This window comes from Devosia sp. MC1541 (assembly GCF_012847305.1).
Taxonomy (GTDB): domain Bacteria; phylum Pseudomonadota; class Alphaproteobacteria; order Rhizobiales; family Devosiaceae; genus Devosia.
Genome location: NZ_JABBDZ010000007.1, coordinates 85,395 through 110,687, shown reverse-complemented (window position 1 = coordinate 110,687; position 25,293 = coordinate 85,395). Strand labels below are relative to the sequence as shown.

Here is a 25,293-nt window from a genome sequence, read left to right as displayed (position 1 = left end):
GCTCGGCAGAAAACTGCCGGGCCTTTCTTTTGCGCCTAGCGCCGCGCCGTCACCCAGAGCCATTGCGTTGGCAGATTGTCGTAGCCGCTTCCAACTTCTGACAGCAGCTGAAGATCGGCCCAAGACGCGGCATCGCGATAATGAGCGAGCAGGGTGTCTGCGCTCGGATAGTTGTAATAGCGCCCGAAGCTATCGCGCCCCTCGCCATTGCCCGCTTTGAAGCTGGCAACGAACAGGCCGCCGGGCTTCAGTGCGCGATGAATGCGCGATAGGTCGTCGGTGAGCTCCGAGGCTGGTGCATGCAAAAGACAAGCGCATGCCCACACTGCGTCGTAATGAGAGACATCCTCAAGCGCGTCGAAGGCCAAAATGCGGACCGGGTGGTTGAGGCGCGCCTCTGCATGGGCGGCCAACTCCGCAGAGGCGTCCGTCGGCGTGACATCAAACCCTCGTTGAAGCAAGTATTCAGCATCCCGGCCGCTGCCCGTCCCCAATTCGAGAATTTTGGCCTGCGGGGGCAGAAGTTGAGCAAAGGCACGCAAATGCGACGAGGGCTCGTCCTGCCCATGTTCCACATAGTCGGCAGCATTCGCTGCATAGAAATCTAACGTGTTATTGTCGGCCATTGGGCTACCCAAAAAGAAACAGCCCGAGCGTTAGCCCGGGCTGGATACAGTGCCTTGGTGTGAGGATTACTCAACTAGGCCCTTGTTGACCACTGCGCCGCCTTCAACCACGAAGTAGTTGATAGCGCCGGCTACGTCACCAACAGCGTCGAACTCAACAGTGCCGGATGCACCTTCGTAGTTGATGTCGGTACCCGCTGCGATCAGTTCCTTAGCCTTGGCCCATTCGCCCGGCAGGATGACTTCGCCTGGAGCGTTTGCGACATCGCGCAGGGCAGCGGAGATGCCGTTACGATCAGCTGCGCCCGACTTTTCAATGGCCAGTGCCAGCAGGAAGACGGCGTCATAGGAGTTGGTCACATAGGTGCCGTTGACGTCCTGTCCTGCAGCCTTGGTGATTGCATCAAGTGCGTCAAACGATGGACCAGCCGCAGCGGCAGCCTGCGTCAGGATCATGCCTTCGAGATCTGCTGCGTTGCGCGAAGACAGCAGCGCTTCACCGGCCATGCCGTCGCCACCCATGAACTGGGTGAAGGAGCCAGCTTCGATTGCCTGGTTGAGGATCGCGCCGCCGCCAGCATTTTCGTAGCCGTAGATGACCAAAGTGGTCGCGCCCGAGGCTTCAATCTGACCGATTTCTGGACGGTAGTCGGCCTTGCCGTCTTCGTGAGCGACATTGGACAGAACCTTGCCGCCACCAGCAACGAACGCGTCAGCGAATGCGCCAGCAAGACCCGAGCCGTAATCGTTGTTGACGTAGGTGAGGCCTACTTCCTTGGTGCCCTGTGCCAGCAGAAGCTCTGCGGCCTTCACGCCTTGGATGCTATCCGGGACAACGTCACGGAACACCAGATCATTGTCGTCGAGCTCTGCGACCGCAGGTGCAGTCGACGCTGGCGAAATCATGACGACATTGCCTGGAATTGCCGAGCCATTTGCACCAGCAATCGTTGCGCCGGAGCAGAAGCCACCGAAGATGGCGACGACGTTTTCCGCGTTGACCAAGCGGTCGGCGGCAGGACCAGCCGCGCCACCGTCACATGCGGAGTCTGCGAGCACCGACACCAGAGTGTCGCCACCCAGAATGCCGCCCTGATCATTTACGTTTGTGATGGCCAGATTGGCAGCATCAACCATGCCCGGTGCAAAGCCGGCGATCGGGCCTGTGATGTCTGCTAGGAAGCCGATCTTCACGTCGTCTGCCAAAACTGGCGCGGCGGCAAGCAAGGTGGCGGCAGCGACTGCCAGGCTCAAAGATTTTTTCAGCATTGTTATCCCTCTTATGGTTGCGCCAGAGACCTTTGCATCAGTCCCTCCCTACGGCGCGGCACCTTTAGGGGGCGCGTCATACGCCCCGCTGAGTAAAGTCTTGCATAGAACTGAGGGAAAAGTCACCGGTATTTAGACGAGCATTTCATAAGCTCGTTCGGTTGCTTAACGTGGCCCCGTTCGGCATAAGTTGAGCCTTACAAGACGGAGTACAGGCCGCTATGCATAGACAGGCGATAACGGGGCTATTCTTGGCGGCGATGACGATCTCGGCGCAGGCTCAGTTTAGCGTGTTGAACGATGGGGCCGCGCCCAGTGAAGCGACCCCGTCAACGGCGGAGAGTGTGGCGCTTCCTGCCTGCGGCACCCAGCCGATCGCCATGGCTAAAATGGGTTGGCCCTCTGCTGCACTTTTGGCTGAGGTTCATGCCAATATTTTGCGGGAGGCATATGACTGCGATGTGCAGTTTGTTCAGGGCGATTTAGCAGCGACGGCCTCCAGCATGGGCGCAGCAGCTTTGCCAACAGTTGCTCCCGAGATGTGGGTCAGCCGTATTGCCGAGGTGTGGAACAGCGCAATGGACAGCCAATTGGTGCGTTCGGCAGCGCCCAGCTACGACACGCAGAGCTTTGAAGGCTGGTTTATGCCGACCCAAACGGCGCAGTTGTTCACTGGCGCCCCCAATCTTGCCAATCTGGCAGAAGCGATCCCGCTTTTGTCCTCCGGCGAAAAAATCCCGTTTATCTCGTGCCCGGTTGACTGGGCGTGCTCGATCATCAATCGCAATCTGATTGAGGCGCTTGGGCTTGGATCACTGGTCGAGGTGGTGGAGCCCGCCAATCGGTTCGAAATGGATAAGTTGATCGCTGAAGCGGTGAACAAACGCGATGCTTTTCTCTTTTACTACTGGCAGCCAAATCCGGTTCTGGCTCAGCTCGATTTCACCCCTGTGGATATGGGGGCATATGACGAGGCTGCGGCTAAATGTCTGGCGTCATTGAACTGTGCGCTGCCAAAGCCATCCGCCTTCGCGCCCGAGACAGTTGTTATTGCGCTTTCTGAAAATCTCGTGGTGAATTCGCCCCTTATTGCGGGATATTTTCAAAGAGCGACGCTCTCATTGAAAGAAATGGACGCAATGTTGGCCGAGTTGAGCCAGCCTGGGGCAAGCGAGGAAGCTGTCGCAGCGCAGTTTGTCGAGCGAAATCAATCGATATGGCGTGCTTGGGTTAGCCCGGAAGAGATCCGCTAATCGCGGCAAATGACAGTTGCATGACAGCTTCGCCTTTTGTGCTAGTTGCGTACCGGTGCGTACACCGATTATAACCAACCGTCGCTAGTGCTGGTTTAGGGAGACGAGCCTTGGAATTGAAGCGTATTAACGATCACGTCAGTGTATCGGGACAGATACAGCCGGAAGACGTGACGACGCTGAAAAGCCTTGGTTTCACGACGATTATCAACAATCGTCCAGATGGGGAATCGCCGGATCAACCGGCTGGAGCTGAAATCGAAGCAGCCGCAAATGCTGCCGGGCTCACCTATGTTTCTATTCCACTCGGCCGTGACGGGGTAAGCCCGGAACTGATCGAAAACACCAAGTCTGCGCTTGAGGGGAGCGAAGGCAAGGTATTCTGTTTCTGCCGCTCGGGTACGCGTTCTACAACGCTCTGGGCTCTTTCGCGCGCTGGTGAGGAGCCAGCCGAAGAGATCATCGCTCAGGCAGCAGAAGCAGGCTATGACATGAGCCATCTGGCTGGTTACCTCAGCCAATCTTAGAAACTTACGACGGTTGGGCGGGCAACCGTTCATTCCGTCGATTACTGAGCCGACCTCACCGTGAGGAATACGCCCCTCTAGCTCGGGTTTAAATCGATGCCAATCAAGAAGATCCTCGTCGCCAATCGCAGCGAGATTGCAATCCGTGTGTTCCGCGCGGCAAACGAACTTGGGCTTAAGACCGTCGCGGTCTATGCCGAAGAGGATAAACTCGCGCTGCACCGGTTCAAGGCTGACGAAGCCTATCTGATCGGTAAGGGGAAAGGCCCGGTTGAGGCCTATCTGCAGATCGACGAGTATATTCGTGTCGCTAAGGCCTCGGGTGCGGATGCAATCCACCCCGGTTATGGTCTTCTCTCGGAAAGCCCAGAATTCGTTGACGCTTGCGAAGCCGCTGGCATTACCTTTATTGGCCCGCGCGCGCAGACCATGCGCGATCTCGGCAATAAGGTCGCCGCGCGCAATATGGCGATCAAGGCCAATGTTCCGGTTGTCCCGGCCACTGACGCGCTTCCAGACGATATGGACGAAGTAAAGCGTATGGCGGCCGAGATCGGCTACCCGCTGATGCTTAAGGCGTCGTGGGGTGGCGGTGGTCGCGGCATGCGCCGCATCATGGACGAAAGCACCCTTATTGCTGAAGTCTCGGAAGGCAAGCGCGAAGCCAAGGCCGCGTTCGGCAAGGATGAGATGTATCTCGAAAAGCTGATCGAGCGTGCGCGTCACGTCGAAGTTCAGCTGATCGGTGACGATCACGGCAATCTTGTGCATCTTTACGAGCGCGACTGCTCGGTGCAGCGCCGCAACCAGAAGGTTGTGGAGCGCGCTCCTGCACCATATCTTTCGGAAGAAGTTCGTGCCGAGCTGACTGGTGCGGCTGTGCGCCTCGGCAATGAAGCGAACTATCGTGGTGCCGGTACAGTCGAATTCCTTATGGATGCCGACACCAACAAGTTCTACTTCATTGAAGTGAACCCACGCATCCAAGTCGAGCACACTGTCACTGAAGAAGTGACCGGAATCGACATCGTCAAGGCGCAGATCCATCTGCTCGATGGCGCTGTGATCGGTACGCCAGAATCGGGTGTGCCGCTGCAGGAAGACATTCGTCTTAACGGCAATGCCATCCAGTGCCGCGTTACCACTGAAGATCCAGAACAGAACTTTATTCCAGACTATGGCCGCATCACTGCATACCGCGGTGCGACCGGTTTTGGTGTGCGTTTGGATGGTGGTACGGCCTATGCTGGCGCGATCATCACCCGCTATTATGATCCGCTCTTGGAAAAGGTCACCTGCTGGGCACCGTCCGCAGATGAAGCCATTGCCCGTATGCACCGCGCGTTGCGCGAGTTCCGTATTCGTGGCGTGTCGACCAACCTGGCCTTCCTCGAGAACATCATCACCCACACCGACTTCGTCGAGAACCGCTACACCACGCGCTTCATCGATACGACGCCGGATCTGTTCAATTTCAAGCCGCGCAAGGACCGTGCGACCAAGCTTTTGACCTACATCGCCGATGTGACGGTCAATGGTCACCCGGAAGTGCGTGATCGTCCGCGTCCGCCTGCTGCTGCGGCGGCGCCGTTTGTGCCCGAATTCCCGGAACTGACTGCAATCGAAGGCTCGCGTCAGGTTCTTGATCGCGATGGCCCGGCTGGTCTTGCCCAGTGGATGAAGGATCAGAAGCGGGTTCTCTTCACCGACACGACCATGCGTGACGCGCACCAGAGCTTGCTGGCAACGCGTATGCGCAGCTTTGACATCACGCGTATTGCTGAAGCCTATTCGCGTGGCTTGCCAAACCTGTTCTCGCTTGAATGCTGGGGTGGCGCGACATTCGACGTGTCGATGCGCTTCCTCAACGAAGATCCGTGGGAGCGTCTGGCCAAGGTTCGCGCCGGTGCGCCGAACATTCTAACCCAGATGCTGCTGCGCGGCAGCAACGGCGTTGGCTACACCAACTATCCAGACAACGTCGTAAAGTTCTTCGTCGCGCAGGCGGCTAAGGGCGGCGTTGATATCTTCCGCGTCTTCGATTGCCTCAACTGGGTCGAAAACATGCGCGTGTCGATGGATGCGGTGCTGGAAGCCAATAAGGTCTGTGAAGGCGTTATTTGCTACACCGGCGATATGCTCGATCCAGATCGCGCGAAGTACGACCTTAAGTATTACGTCAATCTGGCCAAGGAATTGGAAGCCGCTGGCGCCCATGTTCTTGGTTTGAAGGACATGGCGGGCCTCCTGCGTCCGGCAGCAGCCAAGAAGCTGATTGCAACGCTGAAGGAAGAAATCGGTCTGCCGATCCACCTGCATACTCACGACACTTCGGGCGCGGCCTCCGCAACCGTTCTGGCAGCTGTAGATGCGGGTGTTGACGCGGTTGACGCGGCGATGGACGCCCTTTCGGGCACGACCTCGCAGCCGACCCTTGGTTCGCTGGTTGCCGCGCTTGCTGATACCGACAAGGATCCGCAGCTCGACGCTAAGGCGATCCGTCAGCTTTCCTTCTACTGGGAAGCCGTGCGCACGCAGTACCGTGCCTTCGAGAGCGATCTCAAGGGCGGCGCTTCGGAAGTCTATCTGCACGAAATGCCGGGCGGTCAGTTCACCAACCTCAAGGAACAGGCGCGTTCGCTTGGTCTTGAAACCCGCTGGCACGAAGTGGCGCAGACCTATGCTGACGTGAACCAGATGTTCGGTGACATTGTGAAGGTGACGCCATCTTCCAAGGTTGTCGGCGATATGGCTCTGGCTATGGTTTCGGCTGGTATTTCGCGGTCAGACGTCGAAAATCCAGACAAGGACATCGCCTTCCCGGATTCCGTTGTCGGCTTCTTTGCTGGTGACCTTGGTCAGCCTCCTGGCGGGTTCCCGCAGGCACTGCAGAAGAAGGTTCTCAAGGGCAAGACCGCGCTCACCGAGCGTCCGGGTTCCTACCTCAAGGATGTTGATCTGGAAGCCGAGCGTAAGAAGGTTTCGGAAGAGGTCGGCATGCCGATCGATGACTTCCGTCTTGCCTCTTACCTCATGTATCCAAAGGTCTATTCGGACTTTGAAAAGACCCAGGATCGTTATGGTCCAACTGAAGTTCTGCCGACCCCGGTTTACTTCTACGGTCTGAACGAAGGCGATGAGCTGCTGATTGACATCGAACAGGGCAAGACCCTCGTTGTGAACTATCAGGGCCGTGCGGAGACCAACGAAAAGGGCGAAGTACGTGTGTTCTTCGACCTCAACGGTCAGCCGCGTACCATCACCGTACCGGATCGTCTGAAGGCCGGTGAAATCAAGGTTCGCGCTAAGGCTGTTGCCGGTGATCCGAAGCAGGTTGGCGCTCCGATGCCGGGCGTGATCTCGACGCTAGCGGTTAAGGAAGGTCAGAAGGTTTCGGCTGGTGACGTTCTCTGCTCGATCGAAGCGATGAAGATGGAAACCGCCATCCACGCTGAAGTGGATGGGGTTGTCGCTGAGCTTCTGATTAAGCCGGGTGACCAGATTGACGCTAAGGACCTTCTGGTTCGCCTCGACTAAGCTTGGAAGGCCCCGCTTAACGCGGGGCTTTCTTTTTGTTCAGCTGTTGGCGCTGTGCCCGCCAGCAACGAATCCGGACCAGTCGCCTCGGCGCTCTTGAGGGCCTGCTGGGCGCGCATCAAAGCTTGGGTGTAGGTTTCGTCCGCCCCGATTTCTATAATACCCACACTGATGGTCATGGCGCCGAGATCATCGTCGCTGCAGAAGTTGTGGTCGCGCAGCGTCGCTTTGAAATCTTTCAGCGTGTCGATCCCAATTGCCAGTTTGGTTCGGGGGAGGAGAATTAAAAATTCTTCACCGTCAAAGCGGCCCGTGAGATTGGTGCGACGGATATTACGGGCGAGGACGTAGCCGAAATCCGCGAGTATCCTGTCGCCCTCTTCATAACCTTGGCGTTGGTTGAAGCGGCGGAAGTTATCGATGTCAAAGATCGCCAAACAGCTGGGTAAACCTGTGCTCTGCTTGAGCATTTCCTCGGATTGCTGATGGAAGGCGCGGCGTGAGAGGACCCGTGTCAGCCGGTCTCTGTCGCGATCATCGGTCATGTAATTCACGGTGTCGTAGATACAGGCGCACAGCACTGCGATGGCAACCGCTGATCCAAAGGCCGCAAGGCACAATTGCAAGGTGAACCAATAGGACGAGATCATGAAATCGTCCGGCTCCATCTGTAGCCCGAAGCCCGCAGTCAGAATAGTGCGCGGGAAAAAGTGAAGTCCGAAAAGCAGTAAGCTCCAGAACAGCAGCTTTTCGGTGAACACTGCATGGCGAGCGGGCATGGCAGTTAAGGCCATAATGATCAGGATCAGCCCGGCCGAGAAATTGAGAAGATAGATGCGCGCCAACTGGTTCGGATTCACCGAGGTGAAGTACCACGTTTGCAGGGCAAGTATGATCAGCACGGGGATCATAACGCGGTAGGGCGGCTGCCGACCGATGCGCTTGGCAAGTCCTGCGCAGAACAGGAAGCCCGCTATGACGTAGAGAATATTGGCCGGGAGGCCGGTCTCTGTTTCGTTAAGCGCATCAATGATTTGGGTGAGCATGCCAAGGCTGAACGTGCCAGCGGTGGCAGCAAATATCAGCAGATGTATATGCTGTCGATTTTGAAAGTAGAGAACTAAAAAAATAACGGCAAAAGCCGAAAGTGTAGCAGGTCCAGCAAGGCTAAAAGTAAAATTCGTAATCTGTCGATCCATCAGGAGCACCATTTCACGCATAAATTATTCTTACGCGGATTATGTGCTTCCTGTCACGGCAAAAAACTAAACTTGTAACTCTGCTGGACTATGCCTTCGATTTATCGGCGCTTGGCAGTCCCGTCGATGGTCGGGCCATGCTTGCCGGCATAGACCTTTGCAGGGACTGGCATGCGCGAGACGATCCAACTAACCATCAGAGGGATAAGGATAAAATCGTCCACCCAGCCGATAAAGGGCAGGACATCGGGGATGATGTCAAAGGGGTTGATGAGGTAGAAGGCTGTAAACAGCGTTGCCGCTTTGAGATAAAGCGGGGTCTCGCGTGCCCAGAATGCTTTCCAGAGCTGCGCGACTTCTTTGCGGAACAGGATCAGACGGGGGAGGAGGAGGTTCATCATGACCCATAAATGGGGGATGATTGCTCCCGTTCAAGACTTGTCGGTGATCACAAAATTCACGGGTTCTTGAGCGCTGATTTATAACGCAAATTTCTACCGATACGCACGGTTTTGGCGTTTTGGCCGCTATTGGCCTTTTTGTGGCACTTGGCTGGCACTTCTGGGCGGCTCATTGGGCGCGGCCTTGGCATAGCGGCGTATCGTGCCCCTCGAGAGGCACGGTTGCACACTTGCGTTGAGCGTCACGCCATTGTTGAGTTGCCAGTGCATGGTGGAAGGCCTATTTGCGTAGGCAAGAGTATCTTCGGGGAAGAATATGTCCGGTCCAGCGCCGCGTAGGCAGTCTGTTGGTGTCAATGTCGGTGGCGTTATGGTTGGCGGCGGGGCTCCCGTCGTGGTCCAATCCATGACCAACACCGATACGGCCGACATCGATGCGACCGTAAAGCAGGTCATGCAGCTGGCACGCGCTGGCTCTGAGATCGTGCGCATCACCGTGGATCGCGACGAGAGCGCGGCTGCGGTTCCTGAAATTCGCGATCGTCTTCTGACCATGGGCTATGACGTGCCGCTGGTCGGGGATTTTCACTATATCGGCCATAAGCTCCTCACCGATCACCCCGCCTGTGCGGAGGCTTTGGCGAAATATCGTATCAATCCGGGCAATGTGGGTTTCAAAGCCAAGCGCGATACCCAGTTTGCCACACTGATTGAGATCGCGAATAAATACGACAAGCCGGTGCGCATCGGCGTCAATTGGGGCTCGCTGGACGAAGAGCTGCTGACGCGGTTGATGGATGATAACGCCAATTCGGCTCAGCCGATCTCGGCTGCAGCTGTGCAGCGCGAGGCGATCATCCAGTCTGCTCTGCTTTCTGCGGCGCGGGCCGAAGAGCTCGGCATGCCGCGCAATAAGATCTTGCTCTCGACCAAGGTGTCGGATGTGCAGCATCTGATCGCGGTCTATCAGGATTTGGCGGCACGCTGCGACTATGCCTTGCACCTTGGTCTGACAGAGGCCGGTATGGGCTCTAAGGGCATTGTGGCTTCCTCGGCGGCCCTCGGGATTTTGCTGCAGCAGGGGATTGGCGACACCATTCGCATTTCGCTGACGCCGGAGCCGGGTGGCGATCGGACGACGGAAGTGAAGGTGGCGCAGGAACTGCTCCAGACCATGGGTTTCCGTCAATTCTTGCCGGTGGTGGCGGCGTGTCCGGGGTGCGGACGCACCACGTCTTCGACCTTCCAGACCCTTGCCATGGAAATTCAGACCCACCTTAACGACTCTATGCCTGCGTGGCGCGAGCGCTATCCCGGTGTGGAAACGCTTTCGGTCGCGGTGATGGGCTGCATCGTCAATGGTCCGGGCGAGAGCAAGCACGCCAATATTGGTATTTCGCTGCCCGGTACCGGGGAAACGCCAGCAGCGCCGGTTTTTGTCGATGGCGCGAAGGTGGCAACGCTGCGCGGCGCCGATGTGGCCGATCAGTTTAAGGCCATGGTCGCTGATTACATTGAAAAGAAGTTCGGCACAGGCCGTCAGGATGCGGCTGAATGAGTGAACGCAATGTACGGCGACTGTTCTGGTTCGCCATGCTGATCATCGTGCTCAGCGCTTTAAAATTCACCGGGCATTTGAATTGAAAAAGGGGCGCTGAGCGCCCCTTTTGTTTGTTTGGCTTGGCGTTTCGCTTAGATCAGGCCTTCGGCCTTGAGCGTTGCCAGAACGGCTGGGCGGGCACCAACGGCGGCCATCAGTGCGCCAACGCGTGGGAAGGCTGCAAAGTCGAGGAACTGGCGGCCCCAGTTGATGACTGTGAAGGCATAAGCGTCAGCCTGGGTGAAGTCACCGAGGAAATATGGGCTGGCGTCGGTGAGCGTTGCTTCGATCTGGCCAACACGACGGTTGATTTCACCGATAACGGCGGCCTTTTCTTCGTCCGAGAGATTTGGCTTGAACAGGCCACCGAAAGCCTTGTGCGTGTCGCCAATGATGCCGAGCGCTTCTTGGAGACGCGCGCGTTCGATCGAGCCGTAAGCAGGCTTGAAAGCGGCGATGTCGGAGTTGTCGCCCAGATACTGCAGAATTGCAGGGCCCTGCGAAATAACGGTGCCTGGAGCCACTTCGAGCGCCGGAACAGCACCACGTGGGTTCAGCGCGAGAAAATCAGCGCCGCTTTCGGTTGTCTTGGCGCGCAGGTCGACCTTTTCAATGCTGAAAGTGCCGCCGATTTCGTTCAGAACAATATGCGAAGCCAGCGAGCAAGCGCCTGGCGTATAAAACAGCTTCATTTGATACCTAACCCAGAACTACGCCGTCCTTAGACGGCGCAGCATAGGTAGGTGATTAATCTGTGTTCAGCCAGATGCTGCGACAGTTTGATCGAGAAATTACGCGTTACCTTCAGTCCACTCGGGGAGCGGGAAAATGCGGTCATAGGCCCAGTTAAAGACCAGCGCGTAGATCATGTAGAAAATGGCGAGGGCCAGATCCATGATGAAGGCGTCGAGTAGCGAAATCTGCAGATACCAAGCGATGGGTGGCAGCATGATCGCGAGCAGGCCGACTTCAAAGAAGATCGCGTGAAAGACGCGGATCAGCTTGGTCTTTTCGGTAGTGCCCCGGAAGCGCTGCATGCCGTGGTCGAACATCAAATTATAGATGTAGTTCCACAGCATAGCGACGGTGGCGCTGGCGATAACAATGACCATCGAATCGCCGCCCTCCAAATGGAAAGCGAAGGCCGCGAGCGGGGTCGCGAGCAAAATGCCGATGAGCTCGAAAGAGATGGCGTGGCGGATACGATCACGTGTGGTGCGCATGGATGACCCCATGGTTATCCGGGCCGTCCCGGTACACAAACCAAACTGGAAGAGGTCGTCCTCTTGAGCTCCCGATATAGGAGAATTGCGACATATTGGCAAGTTTTGGCCGGGCAAAGCCGATATGCGCGTGGGGGAGGGAACCTTCTTATAGGGGCTCGATGAGCGCGAAAATGCCCGATGGGACAGGGGATTTTGCGCCCATGTCGGGCACAGAATAGCGCGCGATCTCGCGCATGGCTTCAGAGGGGCGGGTGGATCGATAAGGATCGCCGATCAGAACTTGCGTGCCGGTTTGAGCAAGGGCTTTGAGGAGCGGCAGGACGGCTGTGGCGCTGTCCTCATCATAAAAGACATCGCCCGCGACGACGATGTCGGTGTGGAGCAGCGTTGGGACGAGGGTGAGGGCAACGCCATTGGCCTCGGCGTTGAGCGTGGTTGCCACTTGCGCCAAAGGATCGGGGTCTAAGGCGAAGACCGCAGCGGCGCCCAGCTTGGCGGCGGCTATGCCCACAAGGCCTGAGCCCGAGCCGAGATCGAGAACCGTTTTACCGGCAACCAACTCCGGATGGGCTTTGAGATGGAGGGCCAGCGCGGCCCCGCCAGCCCATGCATAGGCCCAATAGGGTGCGGCTGGGTGGCCATAGGCCTCAAGCCAAGCGGCGAGGCCGCTATGGGCATTGGCTTGATGCAGAACAATGTCGGGCCAGAGGCTCAAAGGCTGAAGCGGAAGCTTTTGCGCAATGAACTGCTCTGGGCTCATCGCGTTACTCGGGCAATTGGGCCGCATCGACCCAATTGCTGCCGCAGAGCTCGGCGAGGCGTTCGACGGTCAGGCGCACCGAGGAATGGGTGCTGCCGCCTGCGGGGATGACCACGTCATAAATCTTGAGCGAGGTATCGAGATAGATTTTGAGTGGCGCGGGCAGGCCAAAGGGGCAAACGCCGCCAACCTGATGGGAGGTGAGACGAAGCACGTCTTCAGCACCCAACATGCGCGGACGGCCGCCAAAGGCGGTTTTGGACTTTTGGTTGTCGAGACGGGCATCGCCGCGCGTGACCAGCAAGAACTCTTCGTCTTTGACTTTGATGCAGAGCGTTTTGGCGATCTGTCCGGGTTCAACGCCATGGACTTCGGCGGCTAGCTGAACGGTTGCAGTGGAGTCTTCGGTGACGATGACGGCAAGGTCTGGGGCGCGGGCGGCGAGGTCCGCTTGGACAGATTCAAGGCTCATGGAAAACTCAGAATAGTCGGTTCAAATTGGTTTCGTATTTTTCGCGCGTCTTTTCCCGCAGTGGCGTGGTGAGAGCGCGGCGCATGAATTCGTCGGGGATGAGGGCAACACCATCATAACCCATGATTTCGGCGGTGGTGATTCTTTCGCCAGAGTAGGGGGTGATGGTCACATCCATGCCTGCTTGCACGGTTCCCGGGGTGATCACACGGCAATAAGCGCCGGAGCGTAGGGCTTTTTGGAAGCGTTTGACCCAAGCGGGATTGCCCATGCGGGCCGAAAAGGTGCGGCAAGGCTTGCGGTAATAGGTCACCTCAAGAACGAGCTCGCCAATGGTGAACCGATCGCCAATGGCACAGGTGAGGCTTTCGGTGCCCGAGAGGGTGAAGTTTTCGCCAAAGAGGCCGGGCGCGGTGGCGACGCCTTGGCTTTCCCAGAAAATATAGTCTTCCTGGAAATAGACGTAGATCGCCTGATCGGCGCCGCCGTGGTGGCGGCGGTCGGCGATGATGTCTGTGGCAATGCCTTCGCGGGTGATGGCGACGGGGCCTTCGACCGGAAGCTTATAAATGCCCGTCAGCGTCTGGGTGCTGGGAATGTTGCGCGGGACGCCGACATTGACGCTGAGGAGCTGAGCCAAGTTATTTCTCCCGTGAGGCAAAATAGCGGGCGGTGGCGCGTAGGCCGTCGGCCTTGGGGCCAAAGGTGCGGAGGCACCCAACCGCTTCATTGACGATTTGCGCCAGCGCCTCGCGCGCGCCATCGACGCCCAGACGAGCGACGAGGGTTTGCTTATTCTTATCGGCGTCCTTGCCCGTGGCTTTGCCCATGGTTTCAGCGGTGGCTGTGACGTCTAAAATGTCGTCGGCCAGCTGGAAGGCACGGCCGGCCGCTTCGGCATAGGCTGTGAGGGCGGAGAGGGCGCGCGGTTCAGCACCACCGAGAATCGCGCCCATGCGGACGGAGGCGCGAATAAGCGCGCCGGTCTTCATCGCCTGCATGGTGGAAATCTCATCCGGGGTAAAGCCGCCCTTTTCCCCTTCGATGTCGCGCATTTGGCCGCCGACCATGCCGCCAGCGCCAGCGCCGGAGGCGAGCTCGGTGACAAGGCGAATACGCACCGTGGGGTCTGCGTGGCAGGCTTCATCGGCGAGCATAGAAAAGGCGTGGGTGAGGAGCGCGTCGCCCGCCAGAATCGCTGTGGCGTCGTCATAGGCCTTGTGGACGGTGGGGCGGCCGCGACGCATGTCGTCATTGTCCATGGCGGGCAGATCGTCGTGGATCAGCGAATAGCAATGGATCATTTCAACAGCGAGACCGGTGCTCAGCGTCGCCTCTTTGGGCACGGAGAAAATGGCTGCGGCCTGACGCACCAGCAGCGGGCGCAGACGCTTACCGCCTTCAAGCGCGCCGTGGCGCATGGCCTCAACCAGGCGATCGGCAGGAATACCCGGTCCACTCAGCTGAGTGGCCGTTAGATATTGCGAGAGGCCGGCTTCAACGGCGCGGGCGCAATCAGCGCTATCGGCAGAAAAATCGTACATGGCTCGTTGCTAGCCCGAAGGGGAAAATACAGCAAGAGGCCGGGATGGCACGGGTTTGCAGGACCGAGAGGTTCTTTTAAAGAGGGGGAATGTCCAAAGGCATCAAATCACTCTTTAGAGCCCTCAAAATACCGATGATCATTCTCGGGGTGTTGATCGCCATTCCCGTGGTGATGACGCCGATCTATCTGGTGGTGCCGCCCATTTCGGTGCCGATGATGGTGCGCGGGGTGACGGGGCAACCGGTGACGCGGGTGTGGCGCGATATCGACGATATTTCGGACCGCTTGAAGGCCGCGGTGATCCTGTCCGAGGACGGGCAGTTCTGTCGGCACTGGGGGGTCGACATGAGCGCGCTGAGAATCGAGATCGACAACTACTTTGCTGGCAAACCCACCCGCGGCGCTTCGACGCTGACCATGCAGGTGGCGCGCAATCTCTTCCTTTGGAATGGGCAGAGCGCGGTGCGCAAAGCGCTCGAGGTGCCGCTGGCGATGTATATCGATCTGGTCATGCCCAAAAAGCGGATCATGGAGATCTATCTCAATATCGCCGAATGGGGACCGGACGGGGAATTTGGTGTGGCAGCGGGCGCTAACCGGGCTTTTGGGCGGGAGCCGCAGAATCTGGACTGGCGGACGGCGAGCCTTTTGGCGGTGACACTGCCCAATCCGATCGTGCGCAATCCGGCCAATCCCAATCGCGGACTCAGCCGTGTGGCGGGGATTGTGCAGCAACGTGCCCAAGACTATGGGGCCCGGGCGTCCTGTGTGGGGCAGGGCGGGCAGCTCTCACTTTAGTGCAAAGGCCCGTGTTTTGAGTCAGAAACCCCTAGCCAAGGGTGGTTTTCTGATCTATAGACCGCACCAATCCTGACAGAGATAATCTCTCTGGGCCGCTAGTTGGCGGCACAACGATATTGAATTCGGAGTTCCGACCATGGCAGTGCCAAAACGCAAAACTTCGCCAATGAAGCGCGGTTTCCGCCGCTCGCATGACGCGATTGCAAACCCAACCTATGTCGAAGACAAGGATTCGGGCGAGCTTCGCCGTCCGCACCACGTTGATCTCAAGACCGGCATGTACCGCGGTCGCCAGATCCTCGCGGTCAAGGGCTAAGCCGAAAGGCGGTTTGGCGCAGATGCGCTAGATTTGATATTAAACGGTCGATCCAGTGATGGGTCGGCCGTTTTTGTTTACCCCCACCGCCACAAGAAGCGGTGTTTGCAAACAGTTTGGAGAAGGCAAATGAGCACGCGCGTCGAATCGGACACCATGGGCACAATCGAGGTTCCGACCGATAAGTATTATGGGGCACAGACGGCGCGTAGCCTGATGAACTTCGATATCGGCGGGGAAAAGATGCCCGTCGAGATCATCCGCGCCTTCGGCATTCTGAAAAAGGCGGCGGCGCTGGCCAACCACAAGCTGGGCTTGATGGATGAAGCAACGCGCGACCTCGTGGTTGCTGCTGCCGATGAAGTGATCGAAGGCAAGCTCGCGGACCACTTCCCGCTCGTTGTCTGGCAGACCGGCTCGGGCACGCAGTCCAATATGAACGTCAATGAAGTGATCTCGAACCGCGCCATTGAAATGGCGGGCGGCGTCATGGGCTCCAAGAAGCCTGTGCACCCGAACGATCACGTCAATATGAGCCAGAGCTCGAACGACACCTATCCAACTGCCATGCATATCGCGGCGGTGGAAGCGGTTGAGAACTATCTCTACGAACGCGTCGAACTGCTGCGCAACACGCTCAATGCCAAGTCTGAAGAGTTCATGGATGTGGTCAAGATCGGCCGCACGCACTTGCAGGACGCGACCCCGCTGACGCTGGGTCAGGAAATCTCGGGCTGGGTGGCGCAGATCGACTATGCGCTCGACGCCATCAAGAAGACCATGCCGCAGCTCAAGGAGCTGGCGCTGGGCGGGACCGCTGTTGGGACCGGGCTTAACGCCCATCCAGACTATGCCGTGACGGTGGCGGCGGAAATCGCGACGCTGACCGGGCATGACTTTGTCACTGGCCCGAACAAGTTCGCGTTGCTCGCGGGGCACGACGCTTTTGTTGGCACCTCTGGCGCGCTCAAGCAGCTGGCTGTCGCCTTCATGAAGATCGCCAATGACGTGCGTTGGTTGGCTTCGGGTCCACGCTCGGGTCTTGGTGAAATCACCATTCCAGAGAACGAGCCAGGCTCCTCGATCATGCCAGGCAAGGTGAACCCGACTCAGTCGGAAGCCATGACCATGGTTGTGGCGCAGGTGATGGGCAATGACGCGGCGATTGGCTTTGCGGCTTCGCAGGGCAATTTCGAGCTCAACGTCTTTAAGCCCGTGATCGCTTACAACTTCCTGCAGTCGGTGCGTCTGCTGGCGGATGCGGCCAAGTCGTTCAACGACAATTGCGCCATCGGCATTGAGCCAGATCACAAGCGCATCAAGCAGCTGGTTGATCAGTCGCTGATGCTGGTGACAGCGCTCAATCGCAAGATTGGCTATGACAATGCGGCCAAGATCGCCAAGACCGCCCACAAGAACGGCTCCACCCTACGTGAAACCGCGATTGAACTGGGTCTGCTCACCGGCGAAGAGTTCGACGCTGAAGTGAAGCCAGAACAGATGGTCGGCCCGCTCAAGCGCTGACTTTTAGATTTTTGCATCCGGGCTTGCACAAGCATCCGGATGTGGGGGATCGAAAAAATGCCGCTCCGTAAGGGGCGGCATTTTGTATTTAGGGCATGGGGTAGGGCGTGACGAAGGGCATGATGTCGACGCCACTGCCGGGGAAGATGGCAAAATGCGGGTGGTCAGCAAAAATGGCTGCGGCGGCATCAATCGTTTCGGCCTCGACAACGATATAGCCGCAGATGTCATTTTTGGCCGGAGCAATGCCGGAGCCGGACGCCCGCAGGGTGCCTCCCACCATGCCGCCCTTATCAACGATCATGGCCGCATGGGTCTTCTCCCAAGCTTCCCACGCCGGGAGCCCCTGATCGTCCACGGCGTTCTGCTCTTCCTCAGGGCGTTCGCGGAAGCGATCGAGGTCTTCTGGAGTCATCGTGTAGACTGCTAGAAAGTGAGGCATTCTGGCCTCCTCAGCTTGGTTTGGATGCGTGATGCTAGGGCGGTAAACGCAAGTTGTCACGCAAACAAAAATGCCGCCCGGAGGCGGCATCGTTCAGTTTAGGCGCGCATTGGCTTGAGCGCTGCGGCCCATTTGGCCAGTTCGTTGAGCTGAAGCGTCATCCCATCAATCATGGGCTGGTTTGGCGTAAACACGCCATCCTGCATGAACTGCGGGAACATCGGCACGGGCACCACCTGCGGGATGGCGTGCACATTGACGTTGCTCAGGAGGGTGCGCAGGGTCTGTGCTGAGCGCAGACCGGCAGAAACGCCGCCATAGCTGACCACGCCCGCGCATTTATAGGCCCACTCGTTCATCAGCACCTGAATGGCGTTGATGGTGACCGCGGGGGTGAAGAAATCATATTCCGGGGTCACGAAAATGAAGGCATCGGCCGAGCCGACGATGGCCGACCAGTTCTTGGTGTGCTCGAAGGCGTAGGTCTGCACGCGCGGGTGGGTGGCTTCATCGAGGAACGGCAGGTTCACTTCAGCCAGATCGACAATCTCGACATTGAATTGGCCGTGGGCAATGGCGCTTTCAGCAACCCAAGCAGCAATTTTGGGGCAGACACGACCGGGGCGGGTGCTGCCGATGATGATTTTAAGATTAAGCGACAAAAAACTCGTCCGTTCAGGAGATCGGATAGAAGGATAGGGGGATTGAAACTGCGATATGGCCGGGCGGGGGAGCGAGGACAAGAGAGCTCAGCCTGCGACAAGAGCGCACTGTTTGAAGGAGCCGTTCCAATTGGGGAAGGAGACGGTAAGTGCGGTTTCGGGCTTTCAGACCTCAGTCAGAGCGCATTAGGGTTAGGGCGACGCAGAACCAGAGTTTGTTGCTATGACCACTCCCTCTTCCCGCCCTATGGCCAAGACCAGCCTCAAATGGTCGATGATCGAAGAAGATCTTTCGATTGCAGACAAGTTCCGTCTGGTCGCTGATCTTGGTTTTGATGGGGTTGAGCTGGACGCGCCCAATGATCTGCCGCAGGCGGAAGTGCTGGCAGGACGCGATGCGACCGGCGTGGCCATTCCGGGCGTGATCAATTCGGCCCATTGGCCGACCCCGCTTACCGACCCTGATCCTGCGGTGCGTGACGCCTGCGTTGCAGCGAGCATTGAAGGCATGAAGCAGGCCAAGGCCTATGGCGCGGAAACCATGTTGCTGGTGCCCGGCGTGGTCAATGACAAGACCAGCTATGCGGCCGCTTATGACCGCGCTGTTGAAGGCATTGATCGCCTTCTGCCGCATGCCGAAGAGATCGGCATCAAGATCGCGCTTGAAAACGTCTGGAACAATTTCCTTTTGAGCCCGCTCGAAGCCGCACATCTGATTGATGGTTTTGAGAACGACCATCTGGGCTGGTATTTCGATATCGGCAATGTGCTGCGCTATGGCAATCCATGCGACTGGATTGAAGCGCTCGGCACACGCATCATGCGCCTCGATGTCAAGGAATATAGCCTTGCCAAGATGAACGCCGAAGGCCCGTGGAAGGGCTTTGAGGTGGAGCTGGGCGAGGGTGATGTGGATTGGGCGGCGGTGAACGCCAGCCTTGCCAAGATCGGTTATTCCGGCTGGGCTTCGGTTGAAATGCCGGGCGGCGACCGCAACCATCTCGCCGATATGAAGGCACGGTTTGATCGCCTGATCACGCTTTAATCGCTGGCCTCTCAAAAAGAAAACCCCGCTGTCGTGGCGGGGTTTTGTTTTAGGCGGCAGTGGCCTTGTTTTAGGCGGCAGTGGCTTTGCTGAGGAAGCGTTTGAGATTGTTGAGGCCATGCTCGCAGCCAAACAGGGTTGGATCGCCCCCTTCATATTCAAGCGAGACAAAACCATCATAGCCGGAGGCGATGACCGCGTCGGCAAGGGCCTGAATGTCGAGATCGCCATAGCCCAGAACAGAGCCGCGTATGAACTCGCCGCCCGCTGTTTTCAGCCAACCCGGACCGGGCTCGGCTTGGCGCATATAGAAATCTTTGAAGTGGACGAAGCTGGCGAGGGGCAAGGTGCGGTTGGTGGCGACATAGGGATTGTCGTCAACGCAAAGGAAATTGCCGACATCGACGGTGAGCTTGAAATTGGGGTGGTTGACCAGATGATGGAGACGCGTCAGGCGCTCGGCTGAAACCATGACGAAGCCATGGTTTTCAACGCTGGTGACGACATTTTTGCTGGCGCCATATTCGGCAATCTCGCGGCAGGCCTCGGCGAGGATGGGATAGGCATCTTCAATGGCCTGAGTGTCGGCCAGACGATTGCCCCAAATGACGATGTCATGGCGCAAATAGTTGACGCCGAACCGCGCGCAAAGATCAACGTAGCGTTTTACTTTGGCGATCTCCTCGGCGCGATTTTCGCCCAACATGTCTGCGCCGAGGCAGAAGCCGGAGATCGGAATGCCGGTGCGCTCAACGGCGGCTTCCAGTTCGCGAAGGGTTTTTTCATCGCTGGCAAGATCATAGGTCGAGCCTTCGCCGGGTGGTGCAAAGCTGAAGGTTGCGATTTCCAGGTGCTCGGCGCCATTTGCGCTGAGCCAATCGAACAGGCCATCGACGCTTATGCTGCCGTTCGCGAGCAGGGGGAGGAAGCTATAAGAGGACATACCGATCTTCATCAGCGCGCTCCGGGAATAGAAATTATCGCATTAGTTTCAGTTGGCTACTTTACATCGAGTTTGCACAATTGATACCAATTTCATACCAGCGTTTTGATGGAATTCGTTTCATGTCTTCTTTCTCCACCGACGTCGTCATCATCGGTAGCGGCCCCAATGGGAGCGCCTATGCGCGCGTGATCCGCAACAATTGGCCTGAAGCCCGCATCGTGATGGTGGAGGCTGGCCCTCAAATCCTTCCGGAAGTGGGCGGGCACCTCGACAACGTGCTGGATTTGGAAAAGCGCGCTGAGCTGGAAACGCTGGCGCAGGGCGCCGATCGCAGCCGTCGCCTGTCGATTTCCAAGGAAGAATGGGAAGCCCGTCGCGCGGGTGGTTTCGATGCCTCGCTGCTGCGCCGCTCGGGCCTGTTCATCGCCAATGAGGGCGATGATGGTCAGGGCCTGTTCGCAGGCTTTTCGGCGGCAAACGTCGGTGGCATGGGCACAAAGTGGTCGACCGGCACACCAACGCCATCGGAGGCAGAACGCGTCCCGTTCATTGCGAACGATGTGTTTGACGCGGCTGTCGCCGACGCTGAAATGCTGCTGGGCACCAATAAGGACCCGCGCGCTGGCGACGCAGTTGCTGCGCAGCTGCGCGAGCGCCTGGGGGCGGAATTTAATCCGGGCCGGAACGAAGACCGCACCGTGCGCCCAATGCCGCTGGCGGCAACGCCAAAGGACGGCGATCTGTTCTACCACGGCACCGATGTGATCCTTGGCGATCTGGTTAAAGAGCCAAAGGAACGCTTCCAGATTTTGGCGGAAACCATTTGCCGCCGCGTCATTCATGAAAATGGCCACGCAACTGGCGTTGAATTGGTCCGCGCTGGCGAGAGCGAAAGCTTCGTTATCACGGCCGCCACCGTGGTGGTTGCCGCCGATTCGCTGCACACGCCGCAGATCCTTTTTGCCTCGGGCATTCGCCCAGCGGCGCTGGGGCGCTATATCAACGACCACTACATGATCTCCCAGATTGCTGAGTTCCAGAGCAAAGAGCCTATGCGGGCGATGAACTGGATCCCAGCGACCAAGGATTTCCCCTTCTCGGTGACGATTGCCCAGACCAGCCTGAGCAGCATGCCGGTCAATGAAGAGTTTTCGGGCTATCCAGTGGGCATGGGCGTGTTTGTGCCGGCCGATGTCGACGCGAACAATCGCATTGAGTTTGACGAGAACAATCTCGATTGGCACGGCCTGCCGTCGATCTCGATCAAGTGGCAGCAATCGGCAGCGGATCTGGCGCGTATCGAATATGCCAAGGAAACCGCCTTGCGCATTGCCAATATCATTGGTCGTCCAGCGCCGGGCTTTGCCACCATCCAACTGCCAGTGGGCAGCTCGCTGCACTATCAGGGCACGATCCGCATGGGCGAGGCCAATGACGGTACCAGCGTTTGCGACGCCACCAGCAAGGTGTGGGATTTTGACAATCTCTATGTCGCGGGCAATGGCGTGATCCCAACCATGACCGCAACCAACCCCACATTGTACTCGGTGGCGCTGTCCACTTTGGGCGCGCGTCAGATTGCTGCCGCTCGTCGCACGCTTTAACTTTTCGGGAGACCCTTCATGACCGCAACACCGCTTAAAGTACTGGTGGTTGGACTAGGCCAAATGGGTCGTAGCCATGCATTGGCCTATCATAGCCACGAGGGCTTTGAGATTGTGGGACTGGTGAACCGCTCGGCGCCGAGCAATCTGCCGGAGGAGCTGGCCTCTTATCCGCTGCGTACCGACTACGCAGCGGCACTGGCTGAGTTCAAGCCGGACGTCGTTTCGATTGCAACGCATACCAATACCCATGCTGACTATGCCGTAGCGGCGATGGCAGCGGGCGCGCATGTGTTCGTGGAAAAGCCGCTGGCGGCAACGGTCGCGGATGCGCGTCGCGTGGTGGCGGCGGCCGAGCAGTACAAGCGCAAGCTGGTGGTGGGCTATATTCTGCGTCACCACCCGTCGTGGACGACGCTGATCGAGCAGGCCCGCAAGCTCGGTGGGCCTTATGTGTTCCGCATGAACCTCAACCAGCAGTCGAGTGGGGCGGCTTGGGACATTCACCGTTCCATCATGCAGACCACGTCGCCCATCGTTGATTGTGGCGTGCACTATGTCGACGTCATGTGCCAGATCACCGATGCCACCCCGGTGGAGGTGCGTGGCATGGGCGTGCCGCTGGCCAAGGGTCTGCCGGAAGGCATGTATAATTACGGCCACTTCCAGGTGCTGTTCGATGATGGGAGCGTGGGCTGGTATGAGGCGGGCTGGGGCCCGATGATGTCGGAAACCGCGTTCTTTGTGAAAGACGTGATCTCGGCCAATGGCTCGGTGTCCATCGTCATGGATCAGGGCGCGGCCTCGGCCGATATCAATGCGCACACCCAGACCTCGCGCATTTTGGTGCATCACGCAGGGCTCGATGCGGACAACAAGCCGCTCAAGGCCGACGAGTGGCTCGATATGCATGGGGAGCCGGACCATCAGGGGCTGTGTGATCGCGAGCAGGATTATCTCTATCGCGCGATCACGGAAGACTATGATCTGACGCGCCATATGAATGACGCGGTGGCTTCGCTCAACATCTGCATTGCTGCAGACGAGAGCGTGCGGACCGGCCAGCCGATCAAGCTCTAAGGCTTTTGGCGGGAGGGGCATGGTGTCCCTTCCGCTTTTTTGTGCGTGCTAACCGCGACGGGCGGCGTCGATGGCGGCGACGTCGATTTTCTTCATGGTCATCATGGCTTCAAAGGCGCGGCGGGCTTCGTCCCCGCCCGCTTGCATGGCTTGGGTGAGGGTGTCGGGCGTGATCTGCCAAGAGACGCCCCAACGATCCTTGCACCAGCCGCACATGCTCTCCTCGCCGCCATTGCTGGTGATTGCATTCCAATAGCGGTCAGTCTCTTCCTGGTCCTTGGTGGACACTTGCATGGAAAAGGCTTCCGAGTGCTTGAAGGTGGACCCGCCATTGATGCCGATGCAGGGAATACCCATGACCGTAAACTCGACGGTGAGAACGGCACCGGCTTTGGTCGATGGATTGTCGCCGGGGGCACTGCGGACGGCGTGGATATGGGTGTCGGGGAAGGTGGCCGCATAAAATTGGGCCGCTTGCTCTGCCTCGGTATCGTACCAGATGCAGACAGTATTTTTTGGAGTCGTCATTGTCGTCTCCTCCTGCCGGAATGGCGTTTGTAGGCTAGCAGAAGATTTTTGGCTTGGTCACTCGGTTTCTGGGAGGGGTCTGATCAATCCTCATCGCTGAGCGGCGTGGGAAGCCTTTTCCAGCCGCGCGGCGTTTGCTAGGGAAGACTATCAAGGCGCGGAGAGCGAGATGAGCGAAACAGTGATGATGCCAAGCCGTTCGGTGCGGGCGCATAAGGGACGGTTTATTCCGCCACTGCTGGTCGTCCCCTTTGTGCTCTACAATATTGTTGTGTTCATTTTCTTTGGCGGGAACCCGGCCAATTGGAATTTTGGGCTGTTTTCGCTGCCCATGCCTTCGGGCATGCCTTGGGCGATAACCGCCGGCGACTTTCTAGCGGTAATCGGGATTTTGCTGCTGTTCTTTGAGGTGCTGAAATCCACGCGCACGGCGCAGGCTTCCATCGTTGAGCACATGCTCTCAATGGCGCTGTTCATTTTGTTTTTGGTGGAGTTTTTGCTGGTCGGAGCGGCGGCGAGCTCGGTGTTCTTCCTGCTCATGGTTATGAGCCTGATCGACGTGGTCGCCGGATTTACCGTTTCGATCACCAGCGCCAGCCGCGACGTGGAAATGCACTAATCCACGGCGACACAGATTGGACGAAACTGGCGCCTCAGGGCGCCATTTTTGTCTGTGGGGCGGGGATGTTTAAGCGACGACAGTCTTGCGATAGCCGAGCGGCATGCGGCGGTCGGCCATGCTCATGCCGCGACCATAGGCACCGACGGCGCCTTCTGCCGTATTGGTGCGGCGATGGCGCTGAGGCGGCAAACGATCACGCGCTGCGATCAGCTGCGAGACAAATTCGGGGGTTGGCGCGCAGTGCGGTGAAGACGAACGGGCGCTCAGCTCACTCTGGAAAGAGTAAACCACCGGCGTATCTGTATCGAATTCGGGCAGTCCGGGCATAAATCGCTCCATTTTGGGCCCGCTGTTCCATTTTGGAACATTCTTACGCGTGCCTTACCCAGTTAGGGGCAAGTGCTGTGCCAGATGGTAACGATTTGTTACGAATTAGCTAGACGGGAGTTCGCTAAAAACCGCTTAAAACTGTCTTTGTGCGCCGTATGGACAGAAAAATAGGCCGGTGGATTGCACCGGCCTAAATCTAGTTTGATTAGAAAGTGTCTTTGCCCTTGCGGATGGCGCCAAAGACTTCGCCTGCATCTGCGCCCGAAAGGCCATAGAACTGCGCCAGTTCTGGAGCATCGGCGCGTAAGAACGGGTTGGCCTTCTTATCTTCGCCGAGGTTGAACGGAATGGTTGGCTTGCCAGCGTCGCGCAGAGCGGTGACTTCGGCAGCGCGGGCCTGAAGCGCCGCATTGTTGGGGTCGATCGAGAGCGCGAAGCGCGCGTTCGAGGCGGTGTATTCATGGCCGCAATAAACGAGCGTTGCGTCGGGCAGATCGCGCAGGCGCTTAACGCCGTCCCACATTGGGCCAGGGGTGCCTTCAAACATGCGGCCTACGCCGAGCGAGAAGAGGGCGTCGGCAGAGAAGAGGTGACCGCCTTCGGCATTGTAGAAGACGATGTGACCGAGCGTATGGCCGGGGGTGGCGAAAACCTCGAGCTTGGCATCGCCGACCGAAACAATGTCGCCTTCGCCGACGAGTTCATCGAGGCCCTCGATCTTGTCAGCTTCGGCCTTTGGGCCGACGACGCGCGCGCCATAACTAGCCTTGAGATCGGCGATAGCTTCGACGTGGTCGATGTGGTGGTGGGTGATGAGAATATCGGTGAGGGTCCAGCCGCGTGCCTTGAGCGCCTTTTCGATGGCGGCGGTTTCAGGCGCGTCGATGGCTGCAGTGCGACCTGTGGCCTCGTCATGCACGAGATAGCCGTAATTATCGTCACGGGCGGGGAAGACATCCACGATCAAAGCCATTGCG

At 58.1% G+C, this 25,293-nt stretch carries 27 protein-coding genes; 11 read left to right on the top strand and 16 right to left on the bottom strand.

Annotated elements, in window-relative coordinates; all coding sequences use genetic code 11:
* Positions 1–35: 35 nt before the first annotated feature.
* Both HKD40_RS09820 and HKD40_RS09815 read right to left on the bottom strand, forming a co-directional pair.
* Positions 36–626: a class I SAM-dependent methyltransferase gene (locus HKD40_RS09820; protein WP_169195562.1), complete on the bottom strand. Its 591-nt coding sequence runs from the start codon at positions 624–626 to the stop codon at positions 36–38.
* A gap of 66 nt (positions 627–692) precedes the next feature.
* Positions 693–1,895, bottom strand: a complete 1,203-nt coding sequence (locus HKD40_RS09815; protein ID WP_169195561.1) for an ABC transporter substrate-binding protein — start codon at positions 1,893–1,895, stop codon at positions 693–695.
* A 221-nt stretch (positions 1,896–2,116) separates the two neighbouring features.
* Between HKD40_RS09815 and HKD40_RS09810 the strand changes: the two genes are divergently transcribed.
* From HKD40_RS09810 to pyc, 3 genes are all read left to right on the top strand, one after another.
* Positions 2,117–3,148, top strand: coding sequence for a glycine betaine ABC transporter substrate-binding protein (locus HKD40_RS09810; RefSeq protein WP_169195560.1), 1,032 nt, complete (start codon positions 2,117–2,119; stop codon positions 3,146–3,148).
* A 110-nt stretch (positions 3,149–3,258) separates the two neighbouring features.
* The gene (locus HKD40_RS09805) at positions 3,259–3,675 is read left to right on the top strand and encodes a TIGR01244 family sulfur transferase (protein ID WP_169195559.1); all 417 of its coding nucleotides are present in this window, start codon (positions 3,259–3,261) and stop codon (positions 3,673–3,675) included.
* Between the two features lie 96 nt (positions 3,676–3,771).
* On the top strand, positions 3,772–7,212 hold the full coding sequence (gene pyc, locus HKD40_RS09800) for a pyruvate carboxylase (protein WP_169195558.1): 3,441 nt from the start codon (positions 3,772–3,774) through the stop codon (positions 7,210–7,212).
* Here the strand turns inward: pyc and HKD40_RS09795 are convergent.
* Together HKD40_RS09795 and HKD40_RS09790 are read right to left on the bottom strand one after the other, a co-directional pair.
* On the bottom strand, positions 7,209–8,432 hold the full coding sequence (locus tag HKD40_RS09795) for a GGDEF domain-containing protein (protein ID WP_169195557.1): 1,224 nt from the start codon (positions 8,430–8,432) through the stop codon (positions 7,209–7,211). The two genes, pyc and HKD40_RS09795, sit on opposite strands and share 4 nt — an antisense overlap.
* An 80-nt stretch (positions 8,433–8,512) precedes the next feature.
* Positions 8,513–8,809 (bottom strand): DUF1232 domain-containing protein, encoded by a 297-nt coding sequence (locus tag HKD40_RS09790; RefSeq protein ID WP_169195556.1) that lies wholly within the window; start codon positions 8,807–8,809, stop codon positions 8,513–8,515.
* A gap of 319 nt (positions 8,810–9,128) precedes the next feature.
* Between HKD40_RS09790 and ispG the strand changes: the two genes are divergently transcribed.
* Positions 9,129–10,370: a flavodoxin-dependent (E)-4-hydroxy-3-methylbut-2-enyl-diphosphate synthase gene (gene ispG, locus HKD40_RS09785; RefSeq protein WP_169195555.1), complete on the top strand. Its 1,242-nt coding sequence runs from the start codon at positions 9,129–9,131 to the stop codon at positions 10,368–10,370.
* A 134-nt stretch (positions 10,371–10,504) separates the two neighbouring features.
* On the opposite strand, the gene HKD40_RS09780 is transcribed toward ispG, so the two are convergent.
* From HKD40_RS09780 to HKD40_RS09755, 6 genes are all read right to left on the bottom strand, one after another.
* Entirely contained in the window at positions 10,505–11,104 is a 600-nt protein-coding gene (locus HKD40_RS09780; protein WP_169195554.1) for a glutathione binding-like protein, read from the bottom strand.
* Between the two features lie 99 nt (positions 11,105–11,203).
* Positions 11,204–11,635 (bottom strand): PACE efflux transporter, encoded by a 432-nt coding sequence (locus HKD40_RS09775; protein WP_169195553.1) that lies wholly within the window; start codon positions 11,633–11,635, stop codon positions 11,204–11,206.
* A 148-nt stretch (positions 11,636–11,783) separates the two neighbouring features.
* On the bottom strand, positions 11,784–12,398 hold the full coding sequence (locus HKD40_RS09770; protein ID WP_169195552.1) for a 50S ribosomal protein L11 methyltransferase: 615 nt from the start codon (positions 12,396–12,398) through the stop codon (positions 11,784–11,786).
* 4 nt (positions 12,399–12,402) lie between these two features.
* On the bottom strand, positions 12,403–12,870 hold the full coding sequence (locus HKD40_RS09765; protein WP_169195551.1) for a YbaK/EbsC family protein: 468 nt from the start codon (positions 12,868–12,870) through the stop codon (positions 12,403–12,405).
* Between the two features lie 7 nt (positions 12,871–12,877).
* Entirely contained in the window at positions 12,878–13,510 is a 633-nt protein-coding gene (locus tag HKD40_RS09760; RefSeq protein ID WP_169195550.1) for an MOSC domain-containing protein, read from the bottom strand.
* Position 13,511: 1 nt separating this feature from the next.
* A complete protein-coding gene (locus tag HKD40_RS09755; protein WP_169195549.1) occupies positions 13,512–14,414 on the bottom strand; it encodes a polyprenyl synthetase family protein in 903 nt (300 codons plus the stop codon).
* Positions 14,415–14,503: 89 nt separating this feature from the next.
* Between HKD40_RS09755 and HKD40_RS09750 the strand changes: the two genes are divergently transcribed.
* The 3 genes from HKD40_RS09750 to fumC all read left to right on the top strand — a co-directional run bounded on the left by HKD40_RS09750 (position 14,504) and on the right by fumC (position 17,057).
* The gene (locus HKD40_RS09750; RefSeq protein ID WP_169195548.1) at positions 14,504–15,214 is read left to right on the top strand and encodes a transglycosylase domain-containing protein; all 711 of its coding nucleotides are present in this window, start codon (positions 14,504–14,506) and stop codon (positions 15,212–15,214) included.
* A gap of 139 nt (positions 15,215–15,353) precedes the next feature.
* Positions 15,354–15,533 (top strand): 50S ribosomal protein L32, encoded by a 180-nt coding sequence (gene rpmF, locus HKD40_RS09745; protein ID WP_169195547.1) that lies wholly within the window; start codon positions 15,354–15,356, stop codon positions 15,531–15,533.
* Positions 15,534–15,662: 129 nt separating this feature from the next.
* Complete coding sequence (gene fumC, locus HKD40_RS09740) at positions 15,663–17,057, top strand: class II fumarate hydratase (RefSeq protein ID WP_169195546.1); 1,395 nt, start codon at positions 15,663–15,665, stop codon at positions 17,055–17,057.
* An 88-nt stretch (positions 17,058–17,145) separates the two neighbouring features.
* On the opposite strand, the gene HKD40_RS09735 is transcribed toward fumC, so the two are convergent.
* Together HKD40_RS09735 and HKD40_RS09730 are read right to left on the bottom strand one after the other, a co-directional pair.
* On the bottom strand, positions 17,146–17,499 hold the full coding sequence (locus HKD40_RS09735; RefSeq protein WP_169195545.1) for a hypothetical protein: 354 nt from the start codon (positions 17,497–17,499) through the stop codon (positions 17,146–17,148).
* 98 nt (positions 17,500–17,597) lie between these two features.
* Entirely contained in the window at positions 17,598–18,161 is a 564-nt protein-coding gene (locus HKD40_RS09730) for an NAD(P)H-dependent oxidoreductase (RefSeq protein WP_169195544.1), read from the bottom strand.
* A gap of 223 nt (positions 18,162–18,384) precedes the next feature.
* Here HKD40_RS09730 and HKD40_RS09725 point away from each other — a divergent pair, with 223 nt between their 5' ends.
* The gene (locus HKD40_RS09725; protein ID WP_248305996.1) at positions 18,385–19,206 is read left to right on the top strand and encodes a sugar phosphate isomerase/epimerase family protein; all 822 of its coding nucleotides are present in this window, start codon (positions 18,385–18,387) and stop codon (positions 19,204–19,206) included.
* 70 nt (positions 19,207–19,276) lie between these two features.
* On the opposite strand, the gene HKD40_RS09720 is transcribed toward HKD40_RS09725, so the two are convergent.
* Entirely contained in the window at positions 19,277–20,161 is an 885-nt protein-coding gene (locus HKD40_RS09720) for a sugar phosphate isomerase/epimerase family protein (protein ID WP_169195543.1), read from the bottom strand.
* Between the two features lie 110 nt (positions 20,162–20,271).
* Between HKD40_RS09720 and HKD40_RS09715 the strand changes: the two genes are divergently transcribed.
* Together HKD40_RS09715 and HKD40_RS09710 are read left to right on the top strand one after the other, a co-directional pair.
* Positions 20,272–21,756 carry a GMC oxidoreductase gene (locus HKD40_RS09715; RefSeq protein ID WP_169195542.1) on the top strand — a complete coding sequence of 495 codons (1,485 nt, stop codon included), beginning with the start codon at positions 20,272–20,274 and terminating at the stop codon, positions 21,754–21,756.
* Between the two features lie 18 nt (positions 21,757–21,774).
* Complete coding sequence (locus HKD40_RS09710) at positions 21,775–22,836, top strand: Gfo/Idh/MocA family oxidoreductase (RefSeq protein WP_169195541.1); 1,062 nt, start codon at positions 21,775–21,777, stop codon at positions 22,834–22,836.
* Between the two features lie 48 nt (positions 22,837–22,884).
* Here HKD40_RS09710 and HKD40_RS09705 read toward each other — a convergent pair whose 3' ends face one another.
* Complete coding sequence (locus HKD40_RS09705; RefSeq protein ID WP_169195540.1) at positions 22,885–23,364, bottom strand: VOC family protein; 480 nt, start codon at positions 23,362–23,364, stop codon at positions 22,885–22,887.
* A gap of 169 nt (positions 23,365–23,533) precedes the next feature.
* Between HKD40_RS09705 and HKD40_RS09700 the strand changes: the two genes are divergently transcribed.
* Entirely contained in the window at positions 23,534–23,983 is a 450-nt protein-coding gene (locus HKD40_RS09700) for a hypothetical protein (protein WP_349236465.1), read from the top strand.
* A 69-nt stretch (positions 23,984–24,052) separates the two neighbouring features.
* On the opposite strand, the gene HKD40_RS09695 is transcribed toward HKD40_RS09700, so the two are convergent.
* Entirely contained in the window at positions 24,053–24,313 is a 261-nt protein-coding gene (locus HKD40_RS09695) for a hypothetical protein (protein ID WP_169195539.1), read from the bottom strand.
* A gap of 208 nt (positions 24,314–24,521) precedes the next feature.
* Entirely contained in the window at positions 24,522–25,289 is a 768-nt protein-coding gene (gene gloB, locus HKD40_RS09690) for a hydroxyacylglutathione hydrolase (RefSeq protein WP_169195538.1), read from the bottom strand.
* Positions 25,290–25,293 lie beyond the last annotated feature (4 nt).